This window comes from Actinospica durhamensis (assembly GCF_018139695.1).
Taxonomy (GTDB): domain Bacteria; phylum Actinomycetota; class Actinomycetes; order Streptomycetales; family Catenulisporaceae; genus Actinospica; species Actinospica durhamensis.
The window spans coordinates 24,565-45,428 of the sequence record NZ_JAGSOG010000018.1; the positions used below are offsets into that span (position 1 = coordinate 24,565).

20 protein-coding genes are annotated in these 20,864 nt (G+C 72.6%); 14 read left to right on the top strand and 6 right to left on the bottom strand.

The window, feature by feature from the left end; genetic code table 11:
- Positions 1-44 precede the first annotated feature (44 nt).
- Entirely contained in the window at positions 45-410 is a 366-nt protein-coding gene (locus tag KDL01_RS06360; RefSeq protein WP_212527399.1) for an STAS domain-containing protein, read from the top strand.
- 25 nt (positions 411-435) lie between these two features.
- Here the strand turns inward: KDL01_RS06360 and KDL01_RS06365 are convergent, their stop codons facing one another.
- Positions 436-1,641 carry a pyridoxal phosphate-dependent aminotransferase gene (locus KDL01_RS06365; protein ID WP_212527400.1) on the bottom strand — a complete coding sequence of 402 codons (1,206 nt, stop codon included), beginning with the start codon at positions 1,639-1,641 and terminating at the stop codon, positions 436-438.
- An 80-nt stretch (positions 1,642-1,721) separates the two neighbouring features.
- On the opposite strand from KDL01_RS06365, the gene KDL01_RS43085 reads away from it, so the two are divergent.
- Together KDL01_RS43085 and KDL01_RS06375 are read left to right on the top strand one after the other, a co-directional pair.
- A complete protein-coding gene (locus KDL01_RS43085; protein ID WP_212527401.1) occupies positions 1,722-3,320 on the top strand; it encodes a DUF4132 domain-containing protein in 1,599 nt (532 codons plus the stop codon).
- A 4-nt stretch (positions 3,321-3,324) separates the two neighbouring features.
- The gene (locus tag KDL01_RS06375; RefSeq protein ID WP_246576041.1) at positions 3,325-4,338 is read left to right on the top strand and encodes an adenosine deaminase; all 1,014 of its coding nucleotides are present in this window, start codon (positions 3,325-3,327) and stop codon (positions 4,336-4,338) included.
- Here KDL01_RS06375 and KDL01_RS06380 read toward each other — a convergent pair.
- Positions 4,319-5,692: a chloride channel protein gene (locus KDL01_RS06380; RefSeq protein WP_212527403.1), complete on the bottom strand. Its 1,374-nt coding sequence runs from the start codon at positions 5,690-5,692 to the stop codon at positions 4,319-4,321. The two genes, KDL01_RS06375 and KDL01_RS06380, sit on opposite strands and share 20 nt — an antisense overlap.
- A gap of 342 nt (positions 5,693-6,034) precedes the next feature.
- Here KDL01_RS06380 and KDL01_RS06385 point away from each other — a divergent pair, with 342 nt between their 5' ends.
- The gene (locus KDL01_RS06385) at positions 6,035-6,661 is read left to right on the top strand and encodes a GAP family protein (RefSeq protein WP_212527404.1); all 627 of its coding nucleotides are present in this window, start codon (positions 6,035-6,037) and stop codon (positions 6,659-6,661) included.
- Between the two features lie 77 nt (positions 6,662-6,738).
- Complete coding sequence (locus KDL01_RS06390; RefSeq protein WP_212527405.1) at positions 6,739-7,245, top strand: GNAT family N-acetyltransferase; 507 nt, start codon at positions 6,739-6,741, stop codon at positions 7,243-7,245.
- A gap of 36 nt (positions 7,246-7,281) precedes the next feature.
- Here KDL01_RS06390 and KDL01_RS06395 read toward each other — a convergent pair whose 3' ends face one another.
- Positions 7,282-7,749: a MarR family winged helix-turn-helix transcriptional regulator gene (locus tag KDL01_RS06395; RefSeq protein WP_212527406.1), complete on the bottom strand. Its 468-nt coding sequence runs from the start codon at positions 7,747-7,749 to the stop codon at positions 7,282-7,284.
- 65 nt (positions 7,750-7,814) lie between these two features.
- Here KDL01_RS06395 and KDL01_RS06400 point away from each other — a divergent pair, with 65 nt between their 5' ends.
- Entirely contained in the window at positions 7,815-8,792 is a 978-nt protein-coding gene (locus tag KDL01_RS06400) for an alpha/beta hydrolase (protein WP_212527407.1), read from the top strand.
- On the opposite strand, the gene proS is transcribed toward KDL01_RS06400, so the two are convergent.
- On the bottom strand, positions 8,756-10,207 hold the full coding sequence (gene proS, locus KDL01_RS06405; RefSeq protein ID WP_212527408.1) for a proline--tRNA ligase: 1,452 nt from the start codon (positions 10,205-10,207) through the stop codon (positions 8,756-8,758). The two genes, KDL01_RS06400 and proS, sit on opposite strands and share 37 nt — an antisense overlap.
- A 180-nt stretch (positions 10,208-10,387) precedes the next feature.
- Here proS and KDL01_RS06410 point away from each other — a divergent pair, with 180 nt between their 5' ends.
- Positions 10,388-11,185 carry a class I SAM-dependent methyltransferase gene (locus KDL01_RS06410; protein ID WP_212527409.1) on the top strand — a complete coding sequence of 266 codons (798 nt, stop codon included), beginning with the start codon at positions 10,388-10,390 and terminating at the stop codon, positions 11,183-11,185.
- Positions 11,186-11,195: 10 nt separating this feature from the next.
- On the opposite strand, the gene KDL01_RS06415 is transcribed toward KDL01_RS06410, so the two are convergent.
- Positions 11,196-12,422: an NAD(P)/FAD-dependent oxidoreductase gene (locus tag KDL01_RS06415; RefSeq protein WP_212527410.1), complete on the bottom strand. Its 1,227-nt coding sequence runs from the start codon at positions 12,420-12,422 to the stop codon at positions 11,196-11,198.
- A 158-nt stretch (positions 12,423-12,580) separates the two neighbouring features.
- Here KDL01_RS06415 and KDL01_RS06420 point away from each other — a divergent pair, with 158 nt between their 5' ends.
- Genes KDL01_RS06420 through KDL01_RS06430 form a run of 3 tightly spaced genes read left to right on the top strand, consistent with a single transcriptional unit; the run spans position 12,581 to position 15,814 of the window.
- The gene (locus KDL01_RS06420) at positions 12,581-12,967 is read left to right on the top strand and encodes a hypothetical protein (RefSeq protein ID WP_212527411.1); all 387 of its coding nucleotides are present in this window, start codon (positions 12,581-12,583) and stop codon (positions 12,965-12,967) included.
- A 1-nt stretch (position 12,968) separates the two neighbouring features.
- Positions 12,969-14,054 carry a hypothetical protein gene (locus KDL01_RS06425; RefSeq protein ID WP_212527412.1) on the top strand — a complete coding sequence of 362 codons (1,086 nt, stop codon included), beginning with the start codon at positions 12,969-12,971 and terminating at the stop codon, positions 14,052-14,054.
- Positions 14,051-15,814 (top strand): hypothetical protein, encoded by a 1,764-nt coding sequence (locus KDL01_RS06430; protein WP_212527413.1) that lies wholly within the window; start codon positions 14,051-14,053, stop codon positions 15,812-15,814. The genes KDL01_RS06425 and KDL01_RS06430 overlap by 4 nt, the downstream gene beginning before the upstream one ends.
- A gap of 48 nt (positions 15,815-15,862) precedes the next feature.
- On the opposite strand, the gene KDL01_RS06435 is transcribed toward KDL01_RS06430, so the two are convergent.
- Positions 15,863-17,737 carry an APC family permease gene (locus tag KDL01_RS06435; protein WP_212527414.1) on the bottom strand — a complete coding sequence of 625 codons (1,875 nt, stop codon included), beginning with the start codon at positions 17,735-17,737 and terminating at the stop codon, positions 15,863-15,865.
- Between the two features lie 251 nt (positions 17,738-17,988).
- Between KDL01_RS06435 and KDL01_RS06440 the strand changes: the two genes are divergently transcribed.
- Genes KDL01_RS06440 through KDL01_RS06455 form a run of 4 tightly spaced genes read left to right on the top strand, consistent with a single transcriptional unit; the run spans position 17,989 to position 20,856 of the window.
- Positions 17,989-18,702 carry a WXG100-like domain-containing protein gene (locus KDL01_RS06440; RefSeq protein ID WP_212527415.1) on the top strand — a complete coding sequence of 238 codons (714 nt, stop codon included), beginning with the start codon at positions 17,989-17,991 and terminating at the stop codon, positions 18,700-18,702.
- On the top strand, positions 18,702-19,628 hold the full coding sequence (locus tag KDL01_RS06445) for a hypothetical protein (protein ID WP_212527416.1): 927 nt from the start codon (positions 18,702-18,704) through the stop codon (positions 19,626-19,628). Before KDL01_RS06440 ends, KDL01_RS06445 begins: the two co-directional genes overlap by 1 nt.
- Complete coding sequence (locus KDL01_RS06450; protein WP_212527417.1) at positions 19,625-20,128, top strand: hypothetical protein; 504 nt, start codon at positions 19,625-19,627, stop codon at positions 20,126-20,128. Before KDL01_RS06445 ends, KDL01_RS06450 begins: the two co-directional genes overlap by 4 nt.
- The gene (locus KDL01_RS06455; protein WP_212527418.1) at positions 20,125-20,856 is read left to right on the top strand and encodes a hypothetical protein; all 732 of its coding nucleotides are present in this window, start codon (positions 20,125-20,127) and stop codon (positions 20,854-20,856) included. Before KDL01_RS06450 ends, KDL01_RS06455 begins: the two co-directional genes overlap by 4 nt.
- Positions 20,857-20,864 lie beyond the last annotated feature (8 nt).

Here is a 20,864-nt window from a genome sequence, read left to right on the forward strand (position 1 = left end):
CTTTCTCGGGTACCAGCGCCGAGAATCAGCGAGGGAGTACCACCATGAGCAGTGCAGCGCGGATCGAGGAGACCACCGGGGCCCGGGAGCACGCGGCGGAACTGGCCATGGCGGGCGAGCTCGACCTGCTCGTCGCCCCCGAGCTCTACCAACGCGGCGCGCACGCGCTCGAGGAGCACCACAGCCTGATCCTGGACCTGTCCGAGGTCACCTTCTGCGACTCCTCCGGATTCAATGCCCTGATCCGACTGCGCCGCCGCGCCGAGGAGGCGGGCGGCCACCTGCTGCTGGCCGCCCCGCCCCGCCAGGTCGAGCTGCTGCTCGCGCTCAGCGGCGCGCAGCCGCTGCTGCCCACGTACGCCACCGTCGAGGAGGCGCGCGCGGCGCTGGCCCGGGACTCGGCCGGATAGCCGGCGGGCCGAGCGGGCCGGGCCGCTACCGCTCCACTTCGCCGAGCAGCGCCTTGAGTCGGCCGAGGCCCTCGGCCAGGTCGGCATCGCCCAGGGCGTAGGAGAGCCGGAAGTAGCCGGGCGCGCCGAAGGCCTCGCCGGGCACGAGGGCCACCTCGGCCTCGCGCAGCACCAGGTCGGCCAGTTGCGCCGTGGTGTCCGGGCGGTGGCCGCGCAGCGGCTTGCCCAGCAGGTCCCTGACGGCCGGGAACACGTAGAAGGCGCCGTGCGGGGTGGGGCAGAGCACGCCGTCGATCTCGCCCAGCATCTCGACGCTGAGCCGGCGGCGGCGGTCGAAGGCCGTGCGCATGGCCTCGATCTCGGCGCTCAGGTCGAGGGTGAGCGCCGCCAGCGCGGCGGCCTGGGAGACGTTGGCGACGTTCGAGGTGGCGTGCGACTGCAGGTTGGTGGCCGCCTTGACCACGTCGGCCGGCCCGATCACCCAGCCGACCCGCCAGCCGGTCATCGCGTACGTCTTCGCCACGCCGTTGACGATGACCACCCGGTCGCGCAGGCCGGGCACCAGGGTGGCGACGCTGGAGAACTCGACGCCGTCGTAGACCAGGTGCTCGTAGATCTCGTCGGTCACCACCCACAGGCCGGTCTCCTCGGCCCAGCGCCCGATCCGCTCGACCTGCTCCGGCGGGTAGACCGCGCCGGTCGGGTTGGACGGCGAGACGAACAGCAGCACCTTGGTACGCGGCGTGCGCGCGGCCTCGAGCTGTTCGACGGAGGCGAGATACCCGGTCGTCTCGTCGGTCTCGACGTACACCGGCACGCCGCCGGCCAGCCGGATCGACTCGGGATAGGTGGTCCAGTACGGGCTGATCACGATGACCTCGTCACCGGGGTCGAGCAGGGTGGCGAAGACCTCGTACACGGCCTGCTTGCCGCCGTTGGTCACCAGCACCTGGGCGGCCCCGACTTCGAACCCGGAGTCGCGCAGCGTCTTGGCCGCGATCGCCTCCCGCAGCTCCGGCAGCCCGCCGGCCGGGGTGTACTTGTGGAAGCGCGGATTCGCGCACGCCTGCCGGGCCGCCTCCACGATCGGCTCGGGCGTCGGGAAGTCCGGCTCGCCCACGCCGAAGGAGAGCACCGGCCGTCCGGCCGCCTTCATCGCCTTGGCCGTGGCGTCCACCGCCAGCGTCGCCGATTCGCTGATTCCCGCGATCCGCCCGGAGATGCGCCCCATGCCCGCCTGCCTTCCTCGACCGTACTCTGGCGAGATCACCCTACGCCCCGACCGGCGCGGGCCCGGCGTAGCCTCGGATCGTGCACATACCCGGGCGGCGGCGCCGCGACCTGGCTGACGCGGTGGAAGAGCGTTTCGCACTGCTCGAGGACAACCCGCTGCTCGAGTACGGGGACGGCTGGTCGCGCGCGGCGCGGGTGCGGCACCTGGACCAGGAGCGGCTCAGGATCCTCAGTCAGCTGCTGGACAAGGACCGGGGGCGCAGCCCGCACCGGGTCCAGGTATGGCAGGACGCGGTGGAAGAGCTCGCACGGCGGGAGAACCGCCCGGCCCGCGACACGCTGTTCGCCCTGCTCGAGGCGCTGGCCGAGGGCGCGCCGTACGAGGTGCCGGGCGAGCAGGCCGACGGGCGCCCGGTGCTGGTCGGGCGGGCCAACACGGCGCGGGCGGTCAACACGATCTGGGCCGCGGCCCGGCTCGGCGGCCCCGAAGTCCTCCCGTGGCTCGGCCGCGTCCTGCGCAGGAGCCTGAGACAACCGTGGACGCTGGACTCGGGCGCGCGGATCATGGAGGCGGCGCAGACCGCGCTCGCGCTCGACGGCGGCCACCGCGCGGTCGCCGAGCTCGGCGCCGCCGTCCCGCTGGCGTCCAACTCCGCCCTGCGCGAGCAGCTGGCCTGGAGCCTGAGCCTCGCCTCGATCGGCCACGAGACCCCGCCGAGCCGACTGGCCGAACTGCGCGTCGCCGAGCACGAACTCGATGCCGACGGCGAACGCGAGTTGATCGTCAAGTGGCGAAAATACGTCCTACGCATCGCCCCCGACGGCGAGGTCACGCTGATCCGCGACCATCCCCCGAACGTGGAGAACGTCATGGCCGAGGAGACCGCGAGGACCGAGGCGCGGGCCGTGGCCGCCACGTACCGCGACGAGGTCGCCCGGATCGAGGGGCTGCTGGCCACGGATCGGGACTGGGAGCTCGAGGACTGGCGGCAGCTGTACCTGCGCAACCCGATCACCCGCGCGGTCGCCTCGCGCACGGTGTGGGTGTGGCGGCTGCCCGGCGAGCGCACCATGAGCGTTCTGCCGAGCTGGGACGGGCAGATCCGGGCGGTGAACGGCACGGCGCAGCCCGCCGACCGGCCCACCGGTCCCGTCACCGTGCGGCTGTGGCACCCGAGCGAGGCCCCGCCGGAGGAGCTCGCGGCCTGGCGCACCCTGCTCGCGGACCCGGTCTTCGGACTGGTCCAGCCCTTCCAGCAGATCGAGCGCGACTTCACCCTGGTCGCCCCCGAGCCGAACGCGGTGGAGTTGGACCAGTGCCTCGGGCTCAGGTTCACCCCGTCGGCGCTCACGCTCGCCCGGCGCCGGATCGGCTGGTCCTCTCGCACGAAGGGCGGCAACGCGCCGGACGCGGAGACCACGCGCTACGTCTACCGCGAATTCCCCGACTCCCACCTCGCGGTCTCACTCGCCTGCGTCACCCGGGCCGGCCTGGTCAACCTGGACACGGCCTGGTTCTACCGCATCGGCAACTCCGCCCGGATCCCGCTGCCGCTCGGCTCCATCCCCACCCGCGTCTACTCGGAGGCGCTGCGCGACCTCGCCGTGCTGGCCAGGGAGCCGGAGCCCTTGCTCGAGCCTGAGCTAGGCTCGATCCGTGACCAGCGCCCCCTCTGATGCCATGCCGCCCACCAGCCCCTTCGCCACCCTGCCCAAGGCCGAGCTACACCTGCACATCGAGGGCACACTCGAGCCCGAGCTGGCGTTGGAGCTGGCGCACCGCAACGGCGTGGAACTGCCCTTCGCGAACGCGGACCAGCTGCGGGCCGCCTACCGGTTCGAGAACCTGCAGTCGTTCCTTGACCTGTACTACGCGCTGATGGCGGTCCTGCGCACGGAGTCGGACTTCACCGAGCTCGCAGAGGCCTACCTGGCCCGGGCCGCGGCGCAGGGTGTGCGGCACGCGGAGATCTTCTTCGACCCGCAGGCCCACATCCACCGCGGCGTGGACCTCGACACCGTGGTCAGGGGACTGCGGGCGGCGCTGTCCGGGGCACGGGAGCGGCACGGGGTGAGCACCCGTCTGATCATGTGCTTCCTGCGTGACCAGAGCGAGCAGGACGCGCTGGCGGTGTTCGAGGCCGCCCGCCCCTGGTTCGGCGAGGCCGTCATCGGCATCGGCCTCGACTCCGGCGAGATCGGGCACCCGCCGGCCAAGTTCACCGAACTGTTCCGGCGCGCCCGCGAGGCCGGCCTGCGCCGCGTCGCGCACGCCGGCGAGGAGGGCCCCGCCTCGAACATCACCGACGCCCTCGACCTGCTCCAGGTCGAACGGGTCGACCACGGCGTGCGCTGCCTCGAGGACCCGCGGTTGGTCGAGCGCCTGGCCGCGGAGCAGATCCCGCTGACCGTGTGCCCGCTGTCCAACGTGCGCCTGCGCGTCGTCGACACCCTGGCCCAGCACCCGCTCCCGCGCATGCTCGACGCCGGGCTGCTGGTCACCGTCAACTCCGACGACCCGGCCTACTTCGGCGGCTACGTCGCGGACAACTTCCACGCCCTCGCCGCCGAGCCCGCGCTCGACCTCGACCCGGAGACGCTGCGGCTGCTCGCGGCCAACTCGTTCAAGGCCTCCTTCCTGGACGAGGAGGCCCGCTCCGGCTACCTCGCCGAGGTCACGGCGCACCGCTTCTGACCGGGGTCGGGGCCGGGGCCGCCGGGGCCGGATGCGGCGCGGCGAGCCGGACCGACAGGACGTGGCTGACCACCACCGCGACGATGACCAGCGGCAACGAGGTCAGCCCGGCGCCGCCGAGCAGCAGCGCGGCCAGCAGCACCGAGGTCATCGGCAGCCCGAGCATCGCCACGCTCATCGCGCCGATGCCCATGGCCACGCCGGCCGCCTCGGACAGCCCGGCCGCGTGCGAGAGCATCAGGCCCGCGGCGCCGCCGAGGAACAGGGAAGGGAACACCGGGCCACCGCGGAACGCCGCCATGGACACGGAGTAGGCCAGCCCCTTGCACGCCAGCAGCAGCACCAGCGCGCCGACGGAGTAGCCCGCGCTGTTCGCGATCAGAGGGCTCAGACCGCTCTGGCCGGAGAAGAGCACGTCGCTCGCGGCGTGCCCGGTGCCCTCCGCGTACGCGATGGCCAGCCCGGCGACGGCGAGTCCGGCCACCGGCGTCAGCCACAGCCGCGCGCGCGGCACCGGCCGACGCAGCGTCAGCGCGCAACGCCGCAGGGCGAAGCCGAACAGGGCGCAGCCGACGCCGAGCACCAGCGCCCAGCCGAACTCCGCGGCGGTCGGGCTCGACGCGTGCGGCGGATGCGCGATCGTCAGCGAGACGGCCCCGAGGCCGGTCCAGGACCCGAGGCCGACGAAGATCAGGGCACCGATCCCGGAGGCCACGAGACCGGGCAGCAGCGCGATCTCCAGCGTCGCGCCGCTCAGCCCCGACGCCTCCATCAGCAGGAACGCGCCGGTCAGCGGCGAGCCGAGCAGGGTGCTGATCGCGGCGAAGCTCCCGGCGGCCCCGACCACGCTGACCGTCCGCGCGTCGGCGGCCGGCTTGAGCAGCCGGATCACCAGCGCGGCCGCCCCGCCGCCGAGCGCGACCAGCGGCGCCTCCGGCCCGATGACCGCGCCGAAGCCGATCGAGACGATCGCCGCGACGGCGATGCCGGGCAGTTCCGCGCCGCCGGGCGCCCCCGTCATCTTGAACCCCTCGGCCGGCTCGTGGCCGCTGGTGCCGGGCAGGTAGCGGATGCACGCGCCGACCACGATCCCGGCCAGGGCCAGCACCGGCAGCGGCCACCAGACCGGCGCCGTGTGGAAGCCGAGCGCGACGGGCAGCGAGCTGTAGAGCCAGTGCTGCAGGTGCCCGGTCAACTGGAGGAAGCCGAACGCTCCGGCCGCGAGCGGCACCCCGAGCACCGCGGTCAGGATCAGCAGCACCGCGTAGGCCCGGGTACGCAGCGGCGCCAGCGGATCGGCCGGAGGCGGCGCGTCGCCCGGTGCCTCAGGCTTCTTCGGATTCCCCGGATTCACGGTTGGGTCCTCCCTGGTCCGGGGCGCATGACCAGTCCACTGTCTCCCGGCGGCCGCCCCGGTGGGCGGGCGGACGGTCCGCACGGGTGAACGCCCCGAGCCCCGGGTGACGCGGGTGCCACATCCGGCGGGCGGGCGCGAGCGGCGAGCCGGATAGTGGAAGGGGCGAACGCCGTCCTCATTTCGACCGCTTCGACCACTTCGACCACTTCGACCGTCTCAGGGAGTGCCGTGGGGAGTACCGAACTGCCGCTCCCTCCCCTCCCTCCGTTCTCACCGCTGCCGCCGCTGCCGTCGCTGCCGCCGCAGCCGGACCGGCGCACGTCCTCGGCGGCGTGAGCGATGTCCTGGGAGGCGGTCACCACCGCGCTGGTCGCCGCGTTCTCGCCGTGGACCCTGCTGGTCGTCGCGGGCCTGCTCAGCCAGCCGAACGCGCGCAGACTCGCGCTGATCTTCCTGATCAGCGCGGGAACGCTGACGCTGGCCGTGGGCTTCGCGGTCGTACTCGCGCTCAGCGGCACCGGCGTCGACGACCCGCACAAACACCGCGATCCGTCGGCCGGAATCGACGTCGCGGTAGGCGTGGCCGTACTGGCCTTCGCCGTGTTCATCGCCCGCCGCAAATCCAAGCCCAGCAAGACGCGCCGCGAGGTCGGCTTCCTGGGCGTCATCGTGCTCGGACTGACCGTGGGCTCCCCGTCCCCGCTCTACCTCGCGTCGCTGCACTCGATCTCCAAGAGCCGGCCCGGAGCGTTGGCCGTGACCTGGGAAGTCCTGCTGGTCGCGGCACTGGTGCTGCTACTCGCGGAGATCCCGGTCCTGCTGTTCCTGTTCGCACCCGAGCGCACCGCCGCCGCCCTCCACGCCGCCAACGGCTGGCTGGCCGTACACGGCCGCGCCATCGCCGTCGGCGCGGCCACGGTCGTAGGCCTTTACTTCGTCATCGCCGGCCTGGTCAGACTCGCCTGAGCGGGCCCCGCCCGAACCGGACCGCGATCCCGGGCCCCGCCGGATGCGCTGCCGGGGGCGGCCAGGATCATGGCGGCATGGACACCACGCAAGCACGGCCGCCCGTCGTGCGCCGGGCGATAGCGGCGGACGCCGCGGCACTGACCCGCCTGCGCGAGCTCATGCTGGCGGACATGGGGGCGCTCAACGCCGGGGGCGATCCGAGCTGGCGGGAGAAGGCTGAGGTCTGGTTCCTCGAGCGGCTCGAGGCCGAGGACGAGTTCGCCGCGTTCGTCGTCGAGCACCCGGAACTCGGGGTGGTCAGCTGCGCGGCCGGCGTGTGCGACCGGCACGCTCCGGGGCCGGGCAACCCCGGCGGGGTCCAGGGCCTCGTGTTCAACATGAGCACCGATCCGGCGTGCCGTCAGCGCGGCTACGCGCGGGCGTGCCTGGACGCGCTGCTGGCCTGGTTCCGGGACGAGACCGAGGCCAGGGTGATCAACCTCAACGCCACCGGCGACGGGATCGCGCTGTACCGCTCGCTCGGGTTCGCCGAGCCCCGCTTTCCCGCGCTTCAGCTCAGGCTGGCGCGTTCCGACGGGTGAACCGGCGGGCCTGCCGGCGGCTGAGCCGGTTCGGGGTCAGCCGGCCGGGGCGCCGATCTCCCTGTCCTCGAGTGCGGCACGCAGCGTGGCGAAGGTCTGCGCGGCCGCGGTTATCGCTTTGGGGTCGAGCGTGCCCGCGACGAGGTCGGTGAGCGTCTCGGTGAAGGTCTCCTGCGCCGCCTCGACCAGCCGCGCGCCTTCCTCGGTCAGCACGAGCAGCGAGGAGCGGCGGTCGAGCGGGTTGGGCTGCCGGGCGACCCAGCCCTGCTTCTCCAGCCGGTCGGCCCCCTTGCTGGTCGCGCCGATGCCGATGGCGAACTCGGCGGCGAGGTCGGCGACCCGGGCGCCCGGGTGCTCACGCAGATGGTTGAGGAACTCGAACTGCGAGGTCACGATGCCGTGCTGCTCGCGCAGCCGGTCGTTGAGCGCGTTGTAGAGCCGCGTCTCGCACCGGACCAGGTCCGCGAAGAAACCCGAGAGTACGGAGGGTTCGGTGTCGCCCATTTGGATTCCTTGGCATATAGTTCTCTAGCAGATACTTCCGAGGCATGCCTGAGGAGAGTGTACCGATGAGCAGGCAACAGCGCGCCCAGGTCGACGCGATGCTGCGCCGGCCGACGTCCGCGCCCACCGGCCCCCGGCCGATCCAGGAGATCCGCGAGGGATTCAAGGCACTGATGGCGCAGATGCCGGTCCCGGCCGACGTGCGCACCACCGAGACGGCGCTGGGCCCGCGGCGGGCGCTCGAGGTCGAGCCGGAGGGCACGCGCCGCCCCGGGACCATCCTGTACTTCCACGGCGGCGGCTGGGTCTCCGGCTCGCCCGAGACCGCGCTGTCGCTGACGGGTCATCTGGTGTCCGGGTCGGGGGTCCGGGCGTACTCGGTGGACTACCGGCTGGCGCCCGAACACCCGTTCCCGGCCGGGATCGAGGACACACTGGCCGCCTACCGCGCGCTGCTCGAGCGCGGCGAGGATCCCGCGGCCATCGTGTTCGCGGGCGACTCGGCCGGCGGCGGCCTCGCCGTCACCACCTGCCTCGCCGCCCGCGACGCCGGGCTCCCGCTGCCGGCCGCCGTGCTGGCCTTCTCCCCCGGCCTCGACTCCACCCGCACCGGCGCGAGCATGGACGCCAAGGAGGACGCCGACCCGATCTTCACCCGCGCGGCCGTCGAGTACACCGGGGCCATGTACCTCGGCGGGGCCGACCCGCACCAGCCGCTGCTGAGCCCGGCCGTGTACGCCGACCTGGCCGGCTTCCCCCCGCTGCTGATCCAGGTCGGCACCAACGAGATCCTGCTCGACGACTCCACCCGGCTGGCCGCGCGGGCGAGGGAGGCCGGGGTCGACGTCGTCCTGGACGTGACCGCCGACGTGCCGCACGTCTTCCAGGTGTTCGCCGGCTTCCTCGACGAGGCGGACGAGGCCCTGGAGCGCGCGACCCTGTTCCTCACCCAGCGCCTGCGCGCGGCCCAGCGTGGTGACGCCGCGTCAGTAGGCGTCCGTAGCCGTCAGTACGCGCGGGCGAACAGCACCCGCTTGCCGTAGGCCGACGGCGCGCCGCAGCGTACGCAGATGCCGGACTCGACCGGGGCGGCGTTCGGAATGCAGCGCGGGGTGGCCGCGGTCTCCGCCTTGATCTCGTCCTCGCACTCCGGCCGGCCGCAGTGCAGGGCACTGGCCCAGCCGACGGTGACCTGCTGCGCGAACTCCGGCCACGCCTCGACGGCGGCGGTCCGCGACTCGCGGAAGTCCGTCGCCCGGCGCAGCAGGAACGCCTGGAACTCCTCCAGCGCCGCGGCCAGCGTCTGCGGTGCGGTGTCCAGGGCGATGGCGACCTTGCCGCCCTCGCCCTGCGCGTCCAGGCGCCTGGCCAGCAGCGCGGTGCCGGCCGCGAGGTCGCGCGGGCCGATCTCCAGGCGCAGCGGGGCGCCGCGCAGCTCCCAGTCGTTGAACTTGAAGCCGGGCGAGACCTGCGGCCGGTCGTCGACGTGCACGCGGATGCCCGCGGCCTTGAGCCGGCCGGCCAGTTCCCGCGCCGCCGTGTCGACCTCCTCGGCCGCCTCGCCGCGCGCGATCGGCACGATGACGACCTGGTACGGGGCGATCCTCGGCGGCAGTACCAGGCCCTTGTCATCGCCGTGGGCCATCACGGCGGCGCCGATCATCCGGGTCGCCATTCCCCACGAGGTGGTGTGGCACAGCTCCTGCGTCCCGGCCCGGTTCAGGTACTGGATGCCGAAGGCCTTGGCGAAGTTGGTGCCGAGGTAGTGCGAGGTGCCGGCCTGCAGGGCCTTGCCGTCGCGCATCATGCCCTCGATGGAGAAGGTCTGGACCGCGCCGGCGAACCGTTCGCCCGGCGTCTTCTCCCCCGGCACCACCGGAATCGCCGCGATGTCCCGGGCGATCTCGGTGTAGACCTCGAGCATCTGCAGCGTCTCGCGCAGCGCGTCCGCCGCGTCCGCGTGCGCGGTGTGGCCCTCCTGCCAGAGGAACTCGGTGGTGCGCAGGAACAGCCGGGGGCGCAGCTCCCAGCGCACCACGTTCGCCCACTGATTCAGCAGCAGCGGCAGGTCCCGGTAGGAGGAGATCCACTTGGCCATCATCTCCCCGACGATGGTCTCCGAGGTCGGCCGCACGATCAGCGGCTCCTCGAGCTCCTTGCCGCCCGCGTGGGTGACCACGGCGAGCTCCGGCGCGAAGCCCTCCACGTGCTCGGCCTCGCGCTTGAGGTAGGACTCCGGGATGAAGAGCGGAAAATACGCGTTCTCATGGCCGGTGTCCTTGATCCGCCGGTCCAGCTCGGCCTGCAGCAGCTCCCAGATCCGGTAGCCGTACGGTCGGATGACCATGGTGCCCTTGGCCGGGCCCCGCTCCACCAGCTGGGCCCTGGTCACCGTCTCGTTGTACCAGGAGGAGAAGTCCTCGCTCTGCGGGGTCACCCCGCGCTCGCCGCGTGCCATGCCCGGAAGGCTACCCGGCACCGCGCCCACCTGCTCGGCAATATTCCGCCGACGGGCGCGGGCGGTGTTGCACGGGCCGATGGGCCATCATGGGTTGACAGGCCTCACACCGGTCTCCCGAGCCGGGGCCCGAGCACAAGCACGAATACGAGCACGAACCCGAAAGGACGCGCCCGCCGCATGCCTCGAGACGACGCGGCCCGGCTCTTCGCCGGAGCCGCCGAAGCCTACGCCGAATACCGCCCCGGCTATCCGGACGAGCTGTTCGACCTGACGGCGCGCAGGCTCGCCTTCACCGCGGACACCAGGATCGCCGACCTCGGCTGCGGCCCCGGCACCGCGACGATCCCGCTGGCCCGACGCGTGGGCGGCGTCGTCGCGGTGGATCCGAACACCGAGATGCTCGAGGTCGCGCAAGCCGCGGCGGCCCGCGCCGGGATCGGCACCATCGAGTTCCATCAGGGCCATGCCGAAGACCTGCCGAAGCTCGAGCCGGGCCCGGTCGAGCACGCCGTCTTCGGCCGCTCGTTCCACTGGACGGACCGGGACGCGGTCGTGGCCATGCTCGACGCCCTGCTGCCGCCGCACGGGGCGATCGTGCTGCTCGGATCCGCCCGCACCGTCGCCTATCCCTGGGACGCGGCGGTCCGCGCGGTCCGCGAACGCTTCCTCGGCACCGAACGCCGCGCCGGCTCCGGCACCTACAGCCACCCCGCGGTCTCCCACGCCGACCTGCTCGTGGCCGGCCCCTTCGGCGCGGTCGAGCCGTACTCGTTCGACGAGGACGTCGAGTACGACCTCGAATACGTCCTGGGCCTGCAGCGCTCGTACTCGCATTCGGCCGAGCACCTGTTCGGCGAGCGCTACGGCGAGTTCCAGGACGCCCTGCGCGAGGCGGTGCTCGCGGCCTGCGGCCCCGGCCCGTACCCGGTCGTCAAACAGGACACGCTGATCATCGCCAGGCGGCCGCGGGCCTGAGGGCCGGGCGTCACGCGGCGACGGCGTGCCTGGCGATGCGCAGCGCCGTGCCGGCGTGCAGGCGGCCGTCGCCGAAGAGCATGTCGAACACGCCGCCGAGTACGCGCGGGTCGTTCTGGATCGCGCGCACGACCACGGCGGCGGGGGCGCCGTGGCGCAGCAGGGCCATGGTGAACCGGCAGGACAGGAAGTGCAGCCGGCGATCGGCCCGGAAGCCCTGCTCGAACCGGGTCAGGGCCCTGTCGAGCGCGGCGCCGTCGGCGAGGTCCGCGGGCAGCGCCTCGACCAGGCGGCGGGCCGCGGTCATGGCGTAGGCGATGCCCTCGCCGCTGACCGGGTTGATCATCGAGGCGGCGTCGCCGATCAGGGCGGCGCGCTCGAAGGCCAGCCGCGGCATCCCGATCACCCCGGGCAGCTGGTGCGCGCGCTCCCGGCGCAGTTCGCCCACCTCCACCCCGCGCTCGCGCAGCCGGTCGGCGAACTCGCCGAGCAGCATCCGCAGATCCACGCCGCGCTCGCGCAGCTGCGCGATGGGCAGCCCGACGCCGATGTTCACGGTGCCGCCGCCGATCGGGAAGATCCAGCCGTAGGACGGCAGCAGCTGCGGGCTGAACTCGAACAGCATGCTCGGTCCGTCCGCCTCGAAGTCCCGGCTCGCGGCGTAGGCGCGCATCGCGACGCCGACGAACTTGCGGCTGGTGCGGTCCTGCCCGACCAGGTCCTTGCGCACCGCCGAGTACGCGCCGTCCGCGCCGATCACCAGGCGCGCACGCAGCCGCCGGTGCGTGCCGGCGGCGTCGCGCAGCTCGAGGACACGGGCCGGTCCGCCCGCGTCGCCGGACATGCCGAGATAGCGGGTGCCGCTCACGTCCTCGGCCCCGGCCGCGATCGCCGCCCGGAACAGGTGCTCGTCGAACTCCACCCGCGGCACCACGAACACGTCGGTGGACTTGCCCGCGAGCACCGGAACCGGGTTCTCGCTGCGCTCGCCGGCCGGCCCGAACACGGTGACCGACTCGATCCGGCGCCGCCCGGCCAGCACGGAGTCCAGGTGCAGATCGCGCAGCACCCTTACGGCGCCCGGCCCGATGCCGTCCCCGCAGGTCTTGTCGCGCGGGAAGCTCTCGCGGTCGATCAGGGCGACCCGCAGGCCCCGCCGGGCCGCCGCGTACGCCGCGACCGCGCCGCCCGGACCGGCGCCGACCACGGCGACGTCCACGTCCGTCTCTGCGTTCACGTCTGCCTCCGTGCCCACGTGATCAGCCACATCGCCAGTCTGGCACAGCCGGTCGCGCCTGGCCGTGAGGCCCGGCGCGGCGCACGTTGACTGTCCGTCAGCTGCCCTACTACGCTCGAGTGACAAGCCGATCAGCGGCGCCGAAGGGGGCACGAGGGATGGCGACGCAGATCACCGTGCGCGTCACGGGAGACCTCGGCCTCGACGACGCCGAAGAACTGCTCAGGGAGCTGCGGCAGCAGACCGGGGTCGAGTGGAGTGAGCAGAAAAGCCCGGCCGAGGACGACGGCCATCTGACCGGCGGCCTGGTCGAGATCCTGATCTCGGCCGTGGTGGGCAAGGGCGTGGAGATGGCGCTGGACCCGGTGATCGACCGGGTCGTGGACCGGGTGCACCAGGCGATCGACCGCTTCCGCGGCACCCGCTTCGACCCGCCCGCCACGCAGGTCGACCTGAGCTCCGTCGATCCGGACCAGGCAGAGCCGAACCCGGCCGCCGGGGACGGCGCGGCGGGCGCCGAACCGCTGCTGGAACCAGAGGGCTGAGATGCCCTCGCGCGCCCTGATCATCGGCCCCTCCCGCTACGGCCCGGACTCGGGCCTGCAGGACCACGCCTCGATCGCCCGCAGTGCCCGGATGTACGGCGAGGTGCTCGGCCAGGACCCGCGCTGGGGCGCCGAGAACGTCGAGGTGCTCACCGAGGACCGGCTCGGCTCGGGGATCGAGGTCATGGACGCGGTGACCCGGGCCGCGGCCGAGGCCGGGCGGGATCCGGACAGCACCCTGCTGATCGTCTACATCGGCCACGGCATCTTCTGGAGCGACGTGCCGGGCGGGGCGGAGGTGCACTTCGCGGTCGGCTCCTCCCGCCGGGCCGAGCCGTACACCTGGCTCTCGAGCTGGTACATCTACTACGCGATGCGCAAGAGCGAGGCCAAGCGCAAGGTCCTGATCGCCGACTGCTGCTACTCCGACCGGCTCGGCCACCTCGGCGGCGACCCGGCCGAGGCCGCGGGCGCGGCGCCGACGCTCTCCGGCGGGATCATGACCGGCGTGCTGCGGGCCGCGCACAACAGCAGCTGCGTGTTCACCGCGGCCAACGAGGACTCCCGGGTGGAGGCGGGCGGCTGCACCAGCCCGATCCTGGACGAGAACCTGCGTGGCTGCACCCCGTTCAGCGCGCACCTGCTCAATGTGCTGAAGAAGGGCACCGCGGACCATGTGGACGTACTGACGATCGGCATGATCAGGGACGCGGTGGAACGCGACATGATCGCCTGCAAGCGGCACCGCAACACGATGCGGATGGTGCTCAACGACGCCCGCGAGTACATGCCGCTGTTCTCCAACAAGTCCACGGCGGAGGAGCGGCTGGCCGAGCTGCCCAACCCGTCCGAGCCCGAGGGCTGGGTGGACCTGATGCTGACGGAGTCCGGCGTCGACCTCGATCCGCTGCTGACCGACCCGGTCAAGGCCGGGCGGGTGGTCGCGCTGCTGTCCGAGCGCCCGGAGGACCTGGCCCGGCGCAAAGCCGAGCAGATCGTGACCGGCGCCGACGAACGCTTCCGTGAGGCCGAGCAGTTCGCCCGGTTCTGGAACTCGAGCCACCAGCCGCGAACGCGGGCCGCATGACCGAACTCGACCTCAGCACGTATGCGTGGGTCCGGCTCAAGAGCAACTCCATCGCCTACGTCTTCGACCGGGTGCGCTTCGTGCGCGGGGGCACGCCGTCGAACCCGGCCGAGGCCATGCGGATCCTGCAGGCGCTCGCGCTGCTGCGGGAGACCGACGACCTGCTGGAGATGGAGCCGGCGCAGGGCCCGGCCCGCGAGGGCAGGCTCGACCGGCTCGACACCCTGGCCGTGCTGGCACTGGCCGCGCTCACCCGCCCGGTCGGCGAGGCGGCGCAGCTGGCGATAGGGCGCTGGCGCAGGGAACTGGCCGAGACCGAGACCGTGGGCCGCAGATCGGCGGCCGAGCCGGGCGCGGACCCCGAGACGGGAACGGACCCCGAGACGCGGCCGACCCGGCTGACCGACGGCATCGTGCACGACGTGATGGCCCAGCGCACCGTGCCCGAGGTGGCGGTGTTCATCCAGGTCTGCCAGCAGGCCGAGGACCCGGGCGCGCCCGCGGAGATCTCGCTCGTGCACAAGGCCCTGACGGCGTTCGCCGGGCCCGCGTCCGGGCGCACCAACCTCGACAAGGCCCTGCTGTACATCGCGCTGACCGACCAGGGCTGCAAGGATGCCGCCGAACTTCTCCTGGACACCGCGCTCAAAGCCGCCGCCGCGTCCCCGGCGCCCGAGCCAGACGGCATCGTCCGCGCGTTCACGCACGTCAGCCCGTCCGACCGGATCGTCGAGTCCTACTTCCGGCGGCAGTTGAAGGAGGGCAACGAGGACGTCGTGCTGCCGCTCGTCGCCGCGCTGCTCGTGGCCGAGCCGGCCGGCGCCGAGTCGCTGGCCGCGAACGCCGGGCGGGAATGGAGCGTGCGCCAGGTCGGCGAGCTGTGCAAGATCCTGGTGCAGAGCTCAAGGGACTGCTTCGCCTCGCTGCTGGGTTACGCGGCGAGCCGGACGTCGCACGAGGCGCTGCACCGGCTCATCGTCGACTGGCAGACCGCGGACGCCCTCAACCCCAGCCTGCGGCTGCTGCTCGCCGACATCGTCGCGGACGGCGGGAACGGGGCGCCGGGGCCGCGTCCGATCGCGTTCCTGCAGCGGCTGCAGAAGATCCTGCAGACCTCCAACGCACCGGACGAGTGTCGCAGGCTGCTGCGGGTTGCCATCGCCGAGCACGTACAAGGCCGGTCCGGGGAGGTGGTGGCGGAGTTGCTCGGCGAGGTGGACGGCCGGGATCTGCGGCGTACCGCCCAGGTGGTCAACGGGCGGTTGAGCGAGCAGTTGCGCCGCAAGGAGATCGACGACGAGCACTTCGTGCGCTACCTCCTCGGCCTGCAGAAGCTCGGCCGGGCCGCGTCGCCGCTGACCTTCTGGGCGGTGCGCGAACGGGCCGATCCGAAGCACGGCGACCCGCTGCCGCCGCGTTCCGAGGCGGAGCAGGGCCGGACCCGTACGCCGGCGGACAACGCGGCGATACTCGGCGCGATCGCGGCCCGGATGTTCACCGCGGACCAGCCGGCCATCGCCGTCGACCTGCTCGAGCGCTACCTGGAGAACGAGCAGGCGGTCACCCCGGCGCACGTGACCGCGATCGTGCGGCGGGTGCGCGAGGACTCCGCGCTCGCCGAGGATCCGCGCTGGCCCGCGCTGCTCGCCGCCACCATGGGCCGGTGGGCGGACGAGCGCGGCCGGGACGAGGTGGCCGCGGCGTTGCGCGCACACGGATACCTGGCCGAGGAGAACGCGGTCGTCAACACGGTGCACTGAGCACGGACTGACCGCGCGTCAGCAACGGCGTCGGCATCGGTATCGGCGTCAGCCGGAGGCCTGGGCGGGCTGCGAGGGCAGGGCCGTCTCGCTGCTCGGCGAGGACTGGGCCGGCAGCGCGGGTTCGAGACCGTGAATGGCGGCGCCGTCCGCGGCGTCCCGGGCGCGCATCGGCTCCGGCAGCGTGGGCGGGTGCACCGCCATGTACTGCTCGGACAGGTCCACCAGCGCGCGGAAGACCACCGCCGCGAGCGCCGCCACCGGGACCGCCGTGGCCAGCCGCACGGCCAGGTGCGTCGGCCAGACGAACTCGTTGAGCAGCGAGACGAGTGTGATCACGCCGAAGAATCCGTAGAGCAGCCAGGCCGAACGGGCCGAGTTCGCGTGCTCGCCGCGGAGCCGCAGCAGTTGCGGGGCGTGCAGCCGGGCGTCGTACCAGCGGCGTCCGTCTGCCCACTTGGGCATGCCGAACAGCAGCACACACCCGACGGTCAATGCGGTCATGCCCGGCCACAGCCGGTCCCAGCCGGCCAGCAGGAAGATCACCGCGATGGAGACGAACGCGGCCTCGGCCAGCACCCGGTGCCGGCGGCGCACCGTGTCCCTGCGGGCGCCGCGGCCGAGCGCGGCCAGCACCACACTGGGCGTCACGTAGACCACCAGGGCCAGGACGGTGGTGATCGAGCCGAGCACGATCCAGTTCCCGTCCATGCACAGCAGGGCCACGGTGCTGATGACGAAGTCCACGATCAGGATCAGCCAGTACACGTCGAGGCGTTCCCCGACCAGCCGGCGCAGCCGGGCGCCGCGCACCGCGATCACCGAGTAGCGGCTCATCTGCAGGCCGCGGTGGGTCAGGTGGGCCCGGCTGAGCGCGGCGACCTCGCGGGTGAGCACGTAGGTGAAGACCATCGCGGCGCCGGCCGGGGAGAGCACCTGGTCCAGGTTTATCAGGATACTCATCGGATGGGCGGCCCAGGACGGCGCCACCGTCTGGGCGAAGTCGGTGTACGGCGTCTGCGCGGAGCCGGTGTGGTGGCGCAGGTAGACGACCACGAGCTGCAGCGCGACGTAGAGCAGGATCGAGCCGCAGACCGTGCCGTACACGGCCCGGCGCATCCGGGCCGCCTCGCCGCGGCCGCTGCGGCGCACGCTGCCGGCGAAGTCGAGCGGCCCCTGGAAACCCAGGTAGGCGTAGATCACGCCGTTGGCGGTGACGGTGGTGAGCACCGTGGCCAGGTCGTTGTGCCCGGAGCTCGAGCTCGCGCCGGAGGAGGCGACCGAGGCGGTGGGCAGCGGCGCGGGCGCCGCGGAGACGTGGATGGCACGGCCGGAGGGGTGCAGCTCGGCGTAGAGCAGGAGCAGCACGATCAGCACCGGCACCAGGATCTTGAACACCGTCAGCACGCCGTTGACGACCAGGAACAGCCGCGGCCCGAGCAGGTTCACCGCGGTCACCGCCAGCATCAGCGCCACCGCCCAGCCCAGGCCCGTCCCGGTCAGCCCGTTGCCGTGGGCCGGGATCACGCCCCGCGCCTGCGTCCAGCCGCTCAGCGCACGGGTCATCGCGACCGCCTCGCTGGCCGGATTGATCGCGTAGAAGACCCAGAGCCCGGCCGCGACCACGGTGGCCAGCACCGGCCCGCTCGCCTGCAGCGGCAGGAAGATCAGCCCGCCGGTCTTCGGCGCCACGGTGCTCAGGATCACCATGACCGAGGCGATCACCAGCATCAGCCCGCCGCCGATGAGCCAGGAGAACACCGCCCAGGACCCGGCGCCCTGGTCGGCCAGCAGGCCGCCGAGGGTCCAGCCGGAGCCGATCACCCCGCCCGCGGCCAGAAAGAACAGCGCCGGCGCGGACAGCCGGCGCCGGTCCGCCCGCCGTTCGGGCGCGTCGAGGCTCTCGGCGGCTGGTGCGCTCATCCTCGTCCCCTTCCGGCGGGGCGTCGGCGGATCGGTGCGGGGGACGAAAGGGCGGATCATCGAGGCGTGACTCGGTCGCGCCAGGATACGACAGATCGCGCACCGTACACACGCAAGTCGGGGATCTCGGAGCGCCGCGCGGCGCGGGCCCGCGCGTTGTACCGTCTCGCGCGGGCTCGGTAGGCTGACGCCGCGTCCGTCGGGTCGGACGGGCCGCGCAGCGGTGTCAGTACACGTACGAGGGGACGAGTATGGCCATCGACGATCTGCCGATGCCGGTGGTGACCTTCTTGAACGCGGTCGGCATTAAGTGGCCTTATATCAATGAAGATTCACTGTCTCATCTGGCCACGCTCACCCGGGAGTTCGGCAAGGCGGTCGACCAGACGCACCAGGACGCCACCCAGGCGGTCGCCGGGATCGCCCAGGGGTATCAGGGCGCGGCGACGCAGGCGATGTCCTCGGGCTGGTCGCACCTGTCCTCCACCCACGTCGAGGAGCTGGTCGCGGCCTGCGACGTGATGGCCGTCGCGATCGACGCGTGGGCCGCGTACGTGGTGGTGCAGAAGGGGCAGGCACTGGTCCAGCTGATCGAGCTCGCGATCTCCTACGCCACCGCGCTGGCCGCGGCGCCGGAGACCTTCGGGGCGAGCCTGGCCGCGCTGCCCGGGCTGGAGGAGATCGGCGAGGCGATCGGCAACTCGCTGATCCAGGACCTGGAGATGTACGTGCAGGGCAAGGTGATCGAGGCCGCGAGCAAGCCGCTGGTGGCGAAGGTGGAGACGATGCTGCAGGGCCTCGACTGGTCCAACGCCCCGGGCGGGACCGATCCGCTCGGCGGCGGCTCCATCAGCCTGGACAAAGAGGTGGTCGACCAGCACGTGAGCCTGCTGCGCCAGCACGCGGCGACGATGCGCTCGCACGCCGAGACCTTCCAGTCCCAGGCCGACGGGATCGAGTTCTGATGGCCGACGGAGAGGAACAGCGCAAGCTCGCCACCGCCCTGAAGGACACCATAGGCGGCGTGGCCAAGGACTCCTCGGGCAAGATGGCGGAGTTCCACGAGGACACCGCCTCGATCGGCGAGGAGACCTCGCAGGCGCTCGTGGACAAGGACGCGGGCCTGGCCGGGGACGTGACCGCGCTGCACCCGGACGACGCGGCCCCGACCGTCCCGAAGCCGACGAGCGCGGAGGCGGACACGGCGTCCTCGACGGCCGCGGAGGACGCCGCGTCCAAGGAGGCGGCGGACAAGGCGGCCGCGGAGGAGGCGGCCCGCAAGGCCGAGAAGGCGGCGGTACCGAAGCGGGTCGCGGAGCTGCGCAACCAGGGCCACGGCCCGGCGCGGCACCTGGACGCTTCGGACAAGCAGCTCGAGGAACGCCTCGGCAAGCCGGTGCTGCAGGGCAACCCGCCGCGCACCCAGCTCAACTCCGACGGCTACGTCGTCTCGTCCAAGAAGATCGACCCGGCCCGTCCCGGCGCCGGCGGCCTGGCCGACACCGACCCGCTCAAGTACAAGGACATGTACAAGACGAACGCGGCCGGCAACCCGATGAACCACAGCTGCGGCCAGTACTCCACCGCCTTCGGCGACCCGGAGAGCATGGTCAAGGCCGACGCCGCGGCCCGCGCCGGCATCCCGGCCGGGGCCGCCGGACGCCAGGTGGTCACCGTCGACGCGGGCACCGCGATCGGCGCCGACGGGGTCTCCGGCCTGCGCGGGAAGTACATCGACCCGGCGAACCCGATGACCGGGACCCAGGTGAACTACAAGGACGTCAACTTCGGCGGCGCTAAGATCACTGCCGTGTACGACCAGGATCCGGCCAGCGGAGATTGGAACCTGACGACGATCTACCCGGAGCCGGACAAGGCGGTGAACCCGTGAAGTGGCACGAGCGGATCCCGAACATCGAGACCGAGCGCTGGGTGGCGCTGTGGGTGCACAGCGTCGAGGCGTACAACGACTTCGAGACGGACGCGGCGCGCATCCGTGAGCAGGCCCGCACCATGCCGGCCCGCCGCGAGGCCTTCCTGCAGGCCTACGACTGGATCCTGGCGAACCCGCCGACGACGCGGGAGTGGTTCTGGGCGACCGACACCTCCTTCTGCACCCGCGCGCAGCTGCTCGAGTACCTCCAGGCGTTCTACGACTACGTCTTCGGCGACCGGCCCGCGCCCATCCCGCCCCCGCCGAGCGACGAGGTCTGCCCGCACGAGCGCACCGACCGCGGCCAGTGCGTGCTGACCGTGGCCGAGCAGGCGGCCGAGGATGAGGCGGCAGCGGCGGCGGCTTCGGCAGCGGCGGCTTCGGCTTCGGCCGGAGACCCGGCCGGGCCCGAGGACCAGGACGGAGACCAGCACCAGGACGAGGACCGGAACCGATGAGCGAGCCCACCACCCCCGCCGACGCGTCGAACCGCGCCGACCTGCCGCACCGGGTCGGCCCCTGGGCCACCCGCTTCGACTCGGACGAGGCGCTGATCGCGGCCGACGACGCGGCCCGCGCGTACGCCCTCGAACACCACGACCTCGCCCCGGTGCTGCCGTTCGCCACCGTCTACGGTCCCGGCCTGCACTTTGACAAGGCCACCGCGATCGGCATCAGCACCCAGATGCCGGTCAACGAGGACGGATCCACCAACTACACCCGCGGGGACTTCCTCGGCGGCCTGGTGTACGGCGTCTACCGCCCCGCCGAGACGGCCAACGCCGCCGCCGGCCCGGCCGACGGCGAGGAGCTGTGGAACACCACGCTCTACCCGTACCCGGCCGGCAACCTCGACCCGGTCTCGGTGCCCCTCGCCGCGCTGGGCCTCGAAGCCCCCGAAGTGGACCGCCGCTTCGTCAACTTCTGCGCCGGCCTCCTCGGCTGCGAAGCGGTCGACGACCTCGGCCTGTTGCGCCCCACCTTCGACCTCGCCTGGCCCGACTACCGCGCCTGCATCGGAGCCGGCCTGCTGCACCTGGTCCAGCAGCGCCCGATCTCCCCGGAGACCTGGTACAGCCTCACGTACGTACCCTTCGAAGCCCCGGACCAGCTCGCGCTCTACCTCGCGCAGGTCTACGCGTACCTGTTCGACGACTTCGACACGATGCCGGTGGCGCCGAGTTAGGGGCATGA